Source organism: Paraburkholderia aspalathi (assembly GCF_905220735.1).
GTDB lineage: Bacteria > Pseudomonadota > Gammaproteobacteria > Burkholderiales > Burkholderiaceae > Paraburkholderia > Paraburkholderia aspalathi.
The window spans coordinates 48083-61428 of record NZ_CAJNBA010000011.1; the positions used below are offsets into that span (position 1 = coordinate 48083).

At 55.6% G+C, this 13346-nt stretch carries 14 protein-coding genes; all 14 read left to right on the forward strand.

Going from position 1 to position 13346, the window contains the following annotated elements; translation table 11 throughout:
• Positions 1–234: 234 nt before the first annotated feature.
• The 14 genes from KHO30_RS35190 (at position 235) to KHO30_RS35250 (ending at position 13204) form a co-directional block, all read left to right on the forward strand.
• Positions 235–1665 (forward strand): MFS transporter, encoded by a 1431-nt coding sequence (locus KHO30_RS35190; protein WP_211703625.1) that lies wholly within the window; start codon positions 235–237, stop codon positions 1663–1665.
• Positions 1666–1745: 80 nt separating this feature from the next.
• Entirely contained in the window at positions 1746–2096 is a 351-nt protein-coding gene (locus tag KHO30_RS35195; RefSeq protein ID WP_211703738.1) for a 2Fe-2S iron-sulfur cluster-binding protein, read from the forward strand.
• Positions 2097–2294: 198 nt separating this feature from the next.
• On the forward strand, positions 2295–3239 hold the full coding sequence (locus tag KHO30_RS35200) for a catechol 2,3-dioxygenase (RefSeq protein WP_211703626.1): 945 nt from the start codon (positions 2295–2297) through the stop codon (positions 3237–3239).
• A 287-nt stretch (positions 3240–3526) separates the two neighbouring features.
• The gene (locus tag KHO30_RS39625; protein WP_280531459.1) at positions 3527–3712 is read left to right on the forward strand and encodes a hypothetical protein; all 186 of its coding nucleotides are present in this window, start codon (positions 3527–3529) and stop codon (positions 3710–3712) included.
• Entirely contained in the window at positions 3702–3806 is a 105-nt protein-coding gene (locus tag KHO30_RS39630) for a hypothetical protein (protein ID WP_280531460.1), read from the forward strand. The genes KHO30_RS39625 and KHO30_RS39630 overlap by 11 nt, the downstream gene beginning before the upstream one ends.
• Entirely contained in the window at positions 3791–5281 is a 1491-nt protein-coding gene (locus KHO30_RS35210; protein WP_211703739.1) for a 2-hydroxymuconic semialdehyde dehydrogenase, read from the forward strand. Before KHO30_RS39630 ends, KHO30_RS35210 begins: the two co-directional genes overlap by 16 nt.
• Before the next feature lie 2 nt (positions 5282–5283).
• Positions 5284–6066: a 2-oxopent-4-enoate hydratase gene (gene dmpE / locus KHO30_RS35215; protein ID WP_211703740.1), complete on the forward strand. Its 783-nt coding sequence runs from the start codon at positions 5284–5286 to the stop codon at positions 6064–6066.
• Between the two features lie 73 nt (positions 6067–6139).
• Entirely contained in the window at positions 6140–7054 is a 915-nt protein-coding gene (locus KHO30_RS35220; protein WP_211703741.1) for an acetaldehyde dehydrogenase (acetylating), read from the forward strand.
• 19 nt (positions 7055–7073) lie between these two features.
• Positions 7074–8120, forward strand: a complete 1047-nt coding sequence (gene dmpG / locus KHO30_RS35225) for a 4-hydroxy-2-oxovalerate aldolase (protein WP_211703627.1) — start codon at positions 7074–7076, stop codon at positions 8118–8120.
• On the forward strand, positions 8117–8905 hold the full coding sequence (dmpH, locus tag KHO30_RS35230) for a 2-oxo-3-hexenedioate decarboxylase (protein ID WP_211703628.1): 789 nt from the start codon (positions 8117–8119) through the stop codon (positions 8903–8905). Before dmpG ends, dmpH begins: the two co-directional genes overlap by 4 nt.
• Before the next feature lie 11 nt (positions 8906–8916).
• Positions 8917–9108 (forward strand): 2-hydroxymuconate tautomerase, encoded by a 192-nt coding sequence (locus KHO30_RS35235; protein WP_211703629.1) that lies wholly within the window; start codon positions 8917–8919, stop codon positions 9106–9108.
• 104 nt (positions 9109–9212) lie between these two features.
• On the forward strand, positions 9213–10061 hold the full coding sequence (locus KHO30_RS35240) for an alpha/beta fold hydrolase (RefSeq protein ID WP_211703630.1): 849 nt from the start codon (positions 9213–9215) through the stop codon (positions 10059–10061).
• Between the two features lie 247 nt (positions 10062–10308).
• Positions 10309–11658, forward strand: a complete 1350-nt coding sequence (locus KHO30_RS35245; protein ID WP_211703631.1) for an MFS transporter — start codon at positions 10309–10311, stop codon at positions 11656–11658.
• Between the two features lie 319 nt (positions 11659–11977).
• Positions 11978–13204, forward strand: coding sequence for a porin (locus KHO30_RS35250; protein WP_211703632.1), 1227 nt, complete (start codon positions 11978–11980; stop codon positions 13202–13204).
• Positions 13205–13346: the final 142 nt, after the last annotated feature.

Consider the following 13346-nt stretch of genomic DNA (forward strand, 5'->3'; position numbering starts at 1 on the left):
AGGTCGCCTTGCTTACGCAAACGGCGCGATCGGCGTACAAGGATTTGATGAGACCAATAATTTCATTATCGCCTTCTCCTTGGAGAACTTTGGCGTAATTGTTCACCGCTTTCTTAGGAACTTTTTGACGGCGCTGCTAAGCGCGGACGACTAGAGATACCTTCCCGTTCGGAGGATTCGACGCGCCCACAGAAATACTATGTCTGCTTATATTGATAAGTTTGGAGACAAGAAATGCGTAAGTCCGTCGATTATGAAAGAAGCCGGCTATTGAGTTTGCGATTTAATCAAATTCCGATAGGCAAATGGCGCTATATGATAATCCTGGCCCTCGGCTTGTGCATGACTGTGGAGGGTTTGGACATCGTTTCAATGTCGATTGTCCTTCCACACCTCAAAGCGGTTATGCACCTTGCACCGCATGAGGTTGGGATTTTGGCGGCAGCTTCGACACTGGGCATAGCCATATGCGCAATACCAGTGGGTATCCTGGCGGATCGTTTCGGGCGGAAAACGGTTTTGGTTTGGGGATTTGTCATATGCTCGTTATTTACATTAATGTCCGGGCTTGCGCCGACTTATCAAGTATTAGTTCTCTTCCGGTTTCTCTCCGGAGCGGGGATGTCCGCAATTTTCATAATGCCATATACTATCGTGTCAGAGTTGTTGCCCCCCGAAAAGCGAGGTTCTGCGATAGGTATGACCGACAGCTTGCTTGGCATCGGCTATCTGTCGGCGCCACTTGTGGGGATTATCTTATTCAGAAATTTCGAGCCGGATTTCGCTTGGAGATTGGATCTTGTTCTCTCAGGATTACCAATCGTCTTTATCTATTTTCTAATCAAATACGTTCCGGAGTCGCCGAGGTGGCTGATTTCTGCCGACAAACTCGACGATGCGGAAAAAATAATTAAACATCTTGAATACAGAGCGGGCGTCGTGCCGGGGGACGCTACTAAGGGCCTCGAAGACGAAGGCTTTGCCGTTTTCACGCCGATTCCAGCAAAAAGGTCGCTGGCGAGTGTATTCAAGATTATATTTAGTCGGCCGCTGATTTTTCAATGGTTGTCACTCGGTTGTGGCGCGTTTGGTGCTTTTGCACTGTTTTATGTTGCGATTGGGTATCTGCCAATTTTGTTTATTAATCGTGGGCTTACCTTCTCTAATTCGCTCGTGTATACCTTGGTAGCGACCGCATTTCAAATACCTGGAAAATTGCTCGGAGGGTTTGCCTCCAATCGTATTGGGAGGCGACTGACATTTATATATGGCGTGGTCTTGGCCACATTGTGTCTCGCAATGTTCATTAAATTTGTCGATCCAGTTTCAACACTTGTTTTCGCTACACTGTTTCTATTTTTTATTGCAGGATATGTTCCACCTTACAAACTTTGGTATGCAGAAACTTTTCCTACCACCGTTCGGACTACAGGGCAGACGATGGTGGAGGGGTTTTTTGGGCGGTTTCTGGGCGGTGTTGTTTGGATTTCCATCTTTCCGATGATCAGCAATTACTTCGATCAGCAGAACACCTTGATTTTTATGATGATCATGCTCGCTGGCACTGCGATCCCTGCAATGCTATTCGTCCCGGAAACAAATGTCCGTAAGGCGAGGGATGGCGCGCAAGCCATGCGTCGTTCGTCCAAGATTGAAGTTCCCTGATTGAATGGAGTCACGTACCGATTGTTATTGCTTATGGCTTTGCTGTGTGATCCATATGACTGACAGACTGGGAAACGATGATGAAAACGGTGGTGCCGCGCTCGCACTGGATCACAATTTTGCCGTCAGGGGTCGGTTTTGCATGTTATGAGGGTGAGGCAATTCTTGACGGTATCTCAAGGGCGGGCAAAAAAAACATACCTGTCGGTTGTGCCAATGGCGGGTGTGGGATCTGCAAAGTAGTGGTCAGAAGGGGAATATATTTCAAGTTAGGGGCAATGAGCCGTGCACATGTTAGCGAAGACGATGAAACACGCGGCGTCGTGTTGGCTTGCAAGGTATCCCCGCAGTCACCTCTTGATCTGACCTGTATTGGGAAGCTTGAGAATCGAATTTATCGTCACGGGATGCTAAATCGGGAAGGTGAATGAGGTGTTTCTGCTTGTAAGACGATTTGCCTGGTTGTTGCGAAATTAGTTTAAGAACGGCTGTAATGGGTGTATGGGCATATACGTCATAGCGAACCTTCGGACGACGAAGCGAATGCAGCCTGGCAATAAGGTGCTCGACGGAAGCCGCAAATGGTGCGGAAAGGTGTGGTTGCTAATTGATCGACTAGGGAGACTGACATGGGCGTCATGAGGATCGGGCATATCAGTATCAGGGTGATGGACATCGAGGCGGCGGTCAAACACTATGAGAACGTGATTGGCATGAAGACCACGCACCGGGATGAGCAAGGGAATGTGTATCTGAAATGCTGGGACGAGTGGGATAGATATTCGGTGATTCTCGCGCCGTCGGATCATGCGGGCATGAATCACGTAGCGTACAAGGTTGAAAGGGATGCGGATCTTGACGAGCTGAAGGCTCGCATTGAGGGGTACGGCATTGGAACCGCGATGCTGGCAGCAGAGGCGCTGCCGTTTGTCGGCCGCGTGTTGCAATTCTACTTGCCCAGCGGCCATGAGATGCGTCTTTATGCTGAGAAGGAGTGCGTAGGAACGGAGGTGGGATCGACCAACCCCGATCCATGGCCGGACGGGCTTCGCGGGGCGGGAGCCCACTGGCTGGATCATTGCCTGCTCATGTGCGAAATGAATCCCGAGAAGGGCGTCAACACTGTCGCCGAAAACACCCGGTTCTTCATCGAGGCACTGGATTTTTTCCAGACCGAGCAGGTGACGGTTGGTCCGGGTGGGGCGATCCAGCTTGCCTCGTTCCTGTCGCGCTCGAGCAAGCCCCACGACATTGCCTTTGTGGGTGGTGAACGCCCGGGGCTGCATCACCTGTCGTTCTTCCTCGATTCGTGGCACGACATCCTGAAAGCCGGCGACATCATGGCAAAGAATAGAGTGCGCATCGATGTGTCGCCGACGCGCCACGGCATCACGCGAGGCGAGACGATTTATTTTTTCGACCCGTCAGGCAATCGTAACGAAACATTTGCCGGACTAGGTTACCAGGCGCAGCGCGACAAGCCGGTCATCACGTGGACGGAGGACCAGGTGGGACGAGGCATTTTTTATCACACAGGGGAGATGTCCGAATCCTTCACAACGGTCTATACGTGATGAAACGGCGCAGCTCAAGATGTCGAGGCGTGCCGTATATGGCGCAGTCGCTGTTGGGCATGTGAAAGGCCTTGTGTTCCGAGGAGCGGTGGCGCCTCAGTCTGAGCGATGCAATAGAACGAACCGAGGTGACAGGCATGAGTGACGAAAGCTGCGCGCGAGACGACTGGGCTGGGAGGCGGGGCATCGGGCGGTCGTGAGAGCGGTAAGGAAGGCGCTTGAGTTGGACGTCAGGATCAATGTGGCGGGGTGGTGGACGCAGGGGGAATCAGCTGGCGTTTCTGCGCATGTCCGGCTCACTGCTGCATTCCGTCAGCATCAGCGATGACAAAGCGTATACGGCCGTGATTTGGGATGGCGACCAGCGTGGCATGACGAGCTTCACGCTCACTCTGAAGCCGTCCGGCAGGACTTCCGGTGCTGTCACGGCTTGTCGCGCTCGGCGGTGGACTTCCGATTTATGTGGCGAATGAGGTGGTCGGTGGCATTGGCGTTTCAGGCGCCTCGGAAGAAGCGAGGCGTATGCTCAGGCGGCCCGAGCAGCGGCGGGACTGCTTCGAAAGTTAGATTTTGAGGAAATTGTGAAAGCGCGAAATATCAGGAATTTCATCAACGGCGAGTACATCGAGACGGGACGCTGGTTCGAGAAGCGCGCGCCGTATGATGGTCACGTGGTCGCGCGTGTCGCGGAGGCAGGGAAGGCCGAAGTGGATGCCGCCGTGCGTGCGGCGCGCGAAGCGCTCCATGGCCCATGGAGCAAACTGGTGGTAACCGAGCGCGTCGAGATGCTGTACGCAGTTGCTAACGAGATCGATCGACGCTTCGAAGATTTCGTCGAAGCCGAGATGACCGACATGGGTCAACCCGCCCACTTTATCCGCCATGTAGACGTGCCGCGCGGGGCGGCCAACTTCAAGCTGTTCGCTGACATCATCAAAAACGTGCCGACCGAATTCTTTGAGATGGCGACCCCTGACGGCCGTGGCGCGTTGAATTACTCGGTGCGCAAACCCGTCGGCGTCGTGGCGGTCATTTGTCCGTGGAACTTGCCTTTCCTGCTGATGACCTGGAAGGTTGGGCCGGCGATGGCATGCGGCAACACGGTGGTCGTCAAGCCTTCGGAAGAAACCCCGCAGGCAGCGGCCTTGCTGGCCGAAGTGATGACCACCGTCGGAATCCCCAAGGGCGTATTCAATGTGGTCCATGGATTTGGCCCCGACGCGGCGGGCGAGTTTTTGACGACCCATCCGCAGGTCAGCGCGATCACCTTCACTGGAGAAACGCGCACGGGGGCCGCCATCATGAAGGCGGCAGCCGACGGAGTCCGGCCGGTGTCGCTCGAGTTGGGCGGGAAAAATGCCGCCATTGTGTTCGCCGACTGCGACAGGGACGCGGCCATCGAAGGCACGCTGCGTTCCGCCTTCGCGAATTGCGGCCAGGTGTGCCTAGGCACAGAGCGCGTGTATGTCGAGCGGCCGATTTTCGATGAATTCGTCAGTCGCCTGAAGCGCGGAGTCGAAGCGATGAAGCCTGGCCTGCCGACTGACCCCGCCAGCGGTATGGGCCCGCTGATTTCGCAGGAACATCGCGACAAGGTGCTGTCGTACTACAAAAAAGCGGTTGAAGAGGGCGCGACGGTGGTTACGGGCGGGGGCATACCCGAGATGCCAGAGGCGCTCAAAGCTGGCGCATGGGTGCAGCCCACCATCTGGACCGGCCTCGGCGACGACTCGGTCATCGCCCGCGAGGAGATCTTCGGCCCGTGCGCGCTAGTCATGCCATTCGACAATGAGGCAGAGGTGATCCGCCGCGCCAACGACAACGACTATGGGCTGGCCACGGCCATTTGGACCACCAATCTGTCGCGCGCGCACCGCGTGGCCGCAGCCATTGAGGTCGGCATCGCATGGGTGAACTCGTGGTTCCTGCGTGATTTGCGCACCCCGTTCGGCGGGGTCAAGCAGTCGGGTATCGGTCGCGAGGGTGGCGTCCACTCGCTGGAGTTCTACACCGAACTCAAAAACGTTTGCATCAAACTGTGATCATGGACAAAACTCAAATCACCCAGCTTGGCGACGCCCTGTATCAGGCACTCACCACGCGATCCGCGCTTGACCCGCTGACCGACCGCCACCCCGATATGACGATTGAGGACGCCTATCACATTCAGCAGCGCATGATCGAGCGTCGTGTGCAGGCCGGTGAAACAATCATCGGCAAGAAGATCGGCGTGACGTCGGCGGCCGTGATGAACATGCTCGGCGTCTATCAGCCGGACTTCGGATACATGCTCGATGGCATGATCTACAACGAAGGGCAGTCGATAGAGATCGGCACGCTGATTCAGCCCAAGGCCGAAGGCGAAATCGCATTCATCCTCAAGAAAGACCTGATGGGGCCGGGGGTTACCAATGCGGACGTGCTGGCGGCGACCGAATGCGTCATGCCGTGCTTTGAAATCGTCGACTCGCGAATTCGCGACTGGAAGATCAAGATTCAGGACACCGTAGCGGATAACGCGTCCTGTGGCGTATTCGTACTGGGTGATCAAGCTGTCGACCCACGAAAGCTAGACCTGACGCTGTGCGGCATGGTGCTGGAGCGCAATGGCGAGATTATCGCCACTGGCTGCGGCGCGGCGGCCCTGGGCTCGCCTGTCAATGCCGTAGCGTGGCTGGCCAACACCCTGGGGCGCCTGGGCATTGCGCTCAAGGCGGGCGAAGTGATCTTGTCGGGCGCGCTTGCAGCGATGTTTCCGGCGAAGGCGGGGGACAGTTTCCGCGTCAGCATCGGCCGCCTGGGCAGTTGTTCGGTCCGCTTTCACTGAGCGCGCTTAGGAACCCGCCGCGCTGGCATGATCGGGCGCTGCGTGTAACAGTCATGTTGATATGAAGGACAAGATTATGAAAAAGATTAAATGTGCGTTGATTGGTCCGGGCAATATTGGTACCGATTTGCTGGCTAAGCTAAAGCGCAGCGCGCTGCTTGAGCCGGTGTGGATGGTGGGCATCGACCCGGAATCAGAGGGTCTGAAGCGAGCTCGTGAGCTGGGCATCAAGATCACAGCGCAAGGTGTCGACGGGCTACTGCCGCATGTGCTGGCCGATGGTGTACAGATCGCGTTTGACGCCACCAGTGCATATGTTCACGCGGAGAACTCTCGCAAGCTCAACGCGCTAGGCGTGATGATGATTGATTTGACGCCGGCGGCCATTGGCCCGTACTGCGTACCGCCGGTCAATCTGAAAGAGCATCTGGGCAAGCGCGAAATGAACGTGAACATGGTGACCTGTGGCGGGCAAGCCACCATTCCAATGGTCGCTGCAGTCTCTCGCGTGCAGCCGGTGGCTTACGGAGAGATTATCGCAACCGTGTCAAGTCATTCGGTCGGTCCCGGCACACGCAAGAACATTGACGAATTCACGCGGACCACCGCCGGCGCGGTGGAAAAAGTCGGGGGCGCAAGGGAGGGCAAAGCCATCATCATCATCAATCCGGCGGAGCCGCCGCTGATGATGCGCGACACGATTCATTGCCTGACCGAAACCGAGCCGGATGAGCAGAGGATTATCGAGTCGATCCACGCCATGATCGAAGAAGTCCAGAAGTACGTGCCCGGTTACAGGCTAGTCAACGGTCCGGTGTTTGACGGCAGGCGCGTGACGGTCTTCATGGAGGTAGCGGGCTTGGGAGACTATCTGCCGACTTATGCCGGCAACCTCGACATCATGACCGCCGCGGCGGCGCGCACGGCAGAGATGTTTGCCGAAGAGATGATCGCCGGTAGGCTCGAGCTCGAACCCGTTGTTACCTGAACCATCCAGGAGAATGAAGATGAACTTGCATGGAAAAAAGATTACCGTCCACGACATGACGTTGCGTGACGGGATGCATCCCAAGCGGCATCAAATAACGCTGGATCAGATGAAAGCCATCGCCCTTGGCCTGGACGCTGCTGGAATTCCATTGATTGAAGTCACACACGGCGATGGGCTCGGTGGCTCGTCGGTGAATTATGGCTTCCCAGCGCACGGCGATGAAGAGTATCTGGGTGCCGTGATCCCGCTCATGAAGCAGGCCAAGGTCTCCGCTTTGCTAATACCGGGCATCGGCACCGTTGAACATCTGAAGATGGCGAGGGACCTAGGCGTGCACACCATCCGCGTTGCCACGCACTGCACCGAAGCGGACGTGTCGGAGCAGCACATCGCCTTGGCGCGCAAGCTTGAGATGGACACGGTGGGCTTCCTGATGATGGCGCATATGAACAGTTCCGAAGGGCTGGTCAGGCAGGCCAAACTGATGGAATCTTACGGTGCCAACTGTGTGTACATTACCGATTCGGCCGGCTACATGCTGCCCGATGATGTCAGGGGCCGCCTTGGGGCGGTGCGCGAGGCGCTTAAGCCGGAGACGGAACTGGGCTTTCACGGTCACCACAATATGGCGATGGGAATTGCCAACTCCATTGCGGCTGTTGAGTGTGGGGCTACCCGCATTGATGCCGCCTCGGCCGGTCTCGGCGCGGGGGCTGGCAACACGCCGATGGAGGTGCTGGTTGCCGTGTGCGACCGCATGGGAATTCAGACCGGAGTGGATGTGTGGGCGATCCAGGATGTAGCCGAAGACTTGGTTGTGCCGATCATGGACTTCCCGATCCGGATTGACCGCGACGCGCTGACCTTAGGCTACGCGGGAGTGTACGGTTCGTTTCTTCTGTTCGCCAAGCGTGCCGCACAAAAATATGGAATCCCGGCGCGCGAAATTCTCGTCGAGTTGGGACGTCGAGGCATGGTCGGCGGTCAGGAGGACATGATCGAGGACACGGCCATGACGCTGGTTAAAGCGCGCGTGGCGCAGGCGCAAAAGGCGGCGGCATGAAGCTCGATACGCCCACCATCGCGCGTCTCGCCGAGCATCTCGAAGACTGTGAGCTGCGCGCGGAGGATACGCTCAAGATTACCGGCGAGTATCCCGAGATGGACTGGGAAGACGCTTATGCCATCCAGGACGAGATCCGCCGCCGCAAGATCGCCCGCGGCGGGAAAATCGTTGGAATGAAAGCAGGCTTGACCTCGCATGCCAAGATGAAGCAGATGGGGGTGGCGAGCCCGTGTTTCGGATTCCTCGCTGATTACTTCTCTGTACCAGATGGCGGTACGTGCAAGACCGCAGAGCTGATCCATCCGAAGGTGGAGCCGGAAATCGCTTTCGTGACCAAAGCGCCACTCAGAGGTCCGGGCTGTCATATCGGGGCGGTGCTGGCGGCGACCGATTTCGTGATGCCGGGGATCGAAGTGATTGACTCGCGTTACCGCGACTTCAAGTTTGATCTCAAAAGCGTGGTGGCGGACAACACGTCGGCCGTGCGCTTTGTGGTGGGGGGGCACGCGCTACCCGCATCCGGGGTAGATCTGCGCACCGTAGGGATCGTGCTGGAGAAAAACGGTGAGGCGGTGGCGTTCGGAGCAGGTGCCGCAGTGCTTGGTCACCCGGCTGCGGCTGTTGCGATGCTTGCCAATCACCTCGGCGCGCGTGGGGGGGAAATTCCGGCAGGCAGTCTGGTCTTTTCCGGGGGGATTACAGAGGCCATTTCTGTTCAGGCAGGCGATGCCATCACCCTTCGGGTGCAGGGTATGGGCAGCACGGGTTTGAGGTTCATCTAAAGGAGGTAGCTATGCCGATCGCGCAGTTGTACATCGTTGAAGGCAGGGATGCGGAGAAGAAGGAGCGGCTGATCGCCGAGGTCACCGATGCGATTCACCGCGCGATCGACGCGCCAATGGAATCTATCCGCGTAATCATCACCGAAATGCCGAAGCAGCACTTTGGAATCGCGGGTCAAAGCGCCACGAAACGCGGTCGCTAGACTTTCGCCGTCGGAGAACCTCGAACGGCGCCCATGCGAGCGCGTCAAGCAACATGTTGATCTGACCTTGCAACTAGACCCTTCAAAACTGCGGAGTAATTCCGATGAACAATCCAGCAAATCCAGAAATTGGCGACTCAGTGGTTGCTGCCGGTATCCGCACTAATGTGCTCGATAGAGGAGACGGCTTTCCGGTTGTACTCGTTCACGGTTCCGGTCCGGGAGTAAGCGCCTGGGCCAACTGGCGTACCGTTATGCCGGTACTTGCGGCGAGCCGCCGCGTTATCGCGCCTGACATGCTTGGCTTCGGTTTTACCGACCGGCCGGCGGCTGCGAACTACACCATGGATGCGTGGTTGAGTCAATTACTGGGGTTGCTAGATACACTTGACGTCCCGCAAGCTGACCTGGTGGGTAACTCATTCGGGGGCGCACTGTCACTCGCGCTCGCGATTCGCCATCCGGAGCGCGTGCGACGTCTTGTGTTAATGGGTTCTGCTGGCGTCGAGTTCGAGCTTACGCCCGCGCTGGATGCGATCTGGGGCTATGAACCGTCGTTCGAGAGCATGCGTCGCATCATGGACTATTTTGCATATGACCGGACCCTGGTTACCGACGAGCTAGCCAGACTCCGTTACGAAGCGAGCATCCAGCCTGGTTTCCAAGAGTCGTTTTCTTCAATGTTTCCGGCGCCCCGTCAACGCTGGATTGCCGCTTTGGCAAGTCGCGAGGAGGACATCCGGGCACTTCCGCACCACACGCTAATCGTTCACGGACTCGACGATAACGTGATCCCGTTGAGTAACTCATTGAAGTTGGCCCAGTGGATTTCACGCTCCCAGTTGCACGTATTCGGACGCTGCGGTCATTGGACACAGATCGAACACGCAGCGCGTTTTGCGCAGTTGGTCGGCAATTTTCTTGCCGAGGCCGATTCCGAAATGGAAAAGTGAAGTGCGTGGAATGACTTCAGCGGTTTTGGAGCCGCAGAGCGGATTTGATGGCAAAGCGGCTTGTGACTGCAAACCCGTGCGGTAACTTGGCTCGACCACAGAAAAGGTCTGCGTCATGGTCTGCTGGCAGCGCCCTCAAACATTAAAACTGGAGACAAATGTGATGGATCCCGCAATATCTCATCAAAGAACGCGTGTGTTACTCGCTCGGCTCGATCGACTTCCTATCGGGAGAGCGACCTACCTCATGTTTTCCGCAATCGGTCTCGCGACGATGACTGAAGGTTTAGACATCGTATCACTCTCGATCATTTTGCCGCATCTGAAGACTCTGATGAGTCTTGCGCCGCATCAAGTTGGAATGCTTGCGGCCGCTTCGACATTTGGCATTACCATCTGCTCGTTGCCGATCGGTTACCTTGCGGACCGACTTGGTCGGAAACGAATGCTGATGATTGGGTTTGCGGTGTGCTCGGTCTTCACCTTGCTTTCCGGCCTATGCCCTAATTACACGACACTGTTGGTATGCAGGTTCCTGTCAGGGGCAGGAATGGCCGCCGTGTTCGTGATGCCTTATACGCTCGTCGCGGAAATGGTCCCGGGTAACCGTCGCGGAAGCGTCATCATCCTGGCGGAATGCTTCCTTGGCTTGGGCTATCTGCTTGCTCCGCTTATGGGAATCATCCTGTTCGGCGCGTTCCAGCCCGCGCTTGCGTGGCGGCTTGATTTGTTGGCATCTGGTATGCCGGTAATCTTCATTCTCTTTCTGGGACGCAACGTTCCAGAGTCTCCTCGATGGCTGATCCGGGCAGGGCGCCTCGATGAAGCCGAATTGATTATCGGGAAATTCGAGCACGGACATCCGATTGACGTACCAGTGCGCAGAAGCGGAGATTTTGCGGACGCCGACCGCCCGCTGCCTGTATCGAAGCGACTATCGTTGCGTGCAACGCTCTCGATTATGACGTCTCGCCGCTTGCTGGCGCATTGGGTGTCCCTAGGTTCCGGCACATTCGGTATCTTTGCCGTATTCTTTGTTGCGATCAGTTATCTTCCAACTCTCTTTATTAATCGCGGAATTTCATTTTCGCATTCTCTTGTCTACACGCTCATCGCGACGAGTTTTCAGATTCCCGGGAAAATCGTTCTGAGTCTGCTCAGCGATCGTATTGGTAGGAAGTTGCAATTTCTTGTTTGCGTGATCTGTGCGTCCGCTTCCTTGGTCCTGTTTATAACCCTCACAGACCGTGTTTCGACCATAGTGTTCTCAACGCTTTTCCTGTTCTTTATTGCCGGCTCGGCTCCATCCTACAAGATCTGGTACGCAGAAATTTTTCCGACAGAAATCCGCACGACCGGACAAAGTTTTGTGGAAGCGTTTTTTGGCAGGTTTTTGGGCGGAGTGGTTTGGATCTCGGCTTTTCCGCTCATCAGTCAACAGTTCGGGCAGACGAATACCCTGATTTTTCTAACTGTTGTACTTATCCTTACTTCCCTTCCTCCGATTTTCTTTGTTCCGGAGACCTGTGCTCGCCCCAGTAAGCCGGTGGTCCCCGATTTTTTGACTCAGGAGGGGGGCGTCGAATTCAAACAGTAAAGGAGATCCGCATCACGGTTTTTTGGCTGGTTGGTTTGACATTGCCTGCCTGAGATTGCGAGGCCAAGGCTGATCGGGTGCTTGAGAATATTGAGCATTAACGGATATCGCCAAATGCGCCCGCATCTCAGCGAGACAGAGCATCGTGTCGACGTCAGCGTATCCGTCAGATCGGATCTTCAAGCCGCGAAACCAGCGTGGGTGATCGCAACGCCGAGACAGTTGACCGGGAGAACATGCAATGTGGGGACTTGACCAATAGAGCGACTTCCGCGACTGGCCGAACAGAAGTACACAAATTAGGTATTGGAGACAAGTCATGAAAAAGAAAGCTACGCTGTTCCTGGCAGTATGCGCATTGACGAATGTAGTGCATGCGCAGACCAGCGTTACGTTATATGGTGTGTTTGACGAAGGTCTTGATTTTGGCACGAATGTCAGAGGGGGGACTAACGCGAAGACGCTTCGCCCCATTGCCGGAGGCAATCGTTACGCACTCACTTCTGGCGCCCTGCAAGGGAGTCGGTGGGGGCTCAAGGGGCAAGAAGACCTGGGTAGCGGCTTAAGTGCCATCTTTCGCTTGGAAAGCGGCTTCGATGGTTCAACTGGCAAGTTGGCTCAGGGAGGTGCCGAATTTGGGCGTCAGGCTTATGTCGGCATCGCAAGCCGGCATATCGGGACCCTCACTCTAGGTCGCCAGTACGAGACCACGGGGGATTATTCTTCTCTTAACTTCGGCCAGCAACTAGGGGGTGTGTACGCCACGCGTCCTGGCGATCTTGACAACGGTTCTCATTCCGTGCGAGTCAACAATGCGATCAAGTACACGAGCGTAGATTACAACGGATTGAATTTTACCGGCCTATACTCTCTGGGGGGGGTAGCGGGCGCTGCCGGTCGAAACCAGATATATTCTATGGGTGCCGAGTATAAAGGCTCCTCGTTCACAACTTTTGTCGCGTTTTTAAGGGTCTCCAATCCGAATAATGCTTTTTTTGGTGATAATCCGTCTGGCACTGGTGTAGCTGGCAACAATATGATCGGCGCCAGTCCGGTGTATGGAGGATACTCATCTGCAAATGCTTACGAAGTTTTGTCCACCGGTGCCGGATATGTTTTTTCGTCCGCGCGGGTAAACCTCATTTATTCACATACCGATTTCAAAAGTCTGGGTGATGTTACGAAGTCGGGGCCAAATCTACTCGGTTATACAGGTAATGCTTCGTTCAATAGTTTTGAAATTAACGGTACCTATCAGATTACTCCGGCGGTCGCGATTGCAGCTGCGTACGATTACACGTCCGGAGCGCCAGTCAGCAGTCGTATCGCTGGCATAAATGCATCGGGGGCGACTTACAACCAAATAGCAGGTGTTGTTCAGTATCGCCTATCCAAGCGTACGGATGTTTACCTTCAGAGCATTTATCAGCGGGCATCCGGGAATGATTCTACGGGCGGCCCCGCGACGGCCCAAGTGGGCACGTTCACGGCATCTTCCAATGACAGGCAATTCGTCACCCGTATAGGCTTACGTCACCTGTTTTGACTTGTTGCAGCGTGAAACTTGAGCGTAATGAACTCAAGAAAAATTACGAGATGAGCGTGAATGGAAAAGTCCGATATGGCTTGGGTTGCCGCAATCGAAGTCAAGGCGGGTGAGCGTAACGTCTTATGCCTTCCTTCGTTCG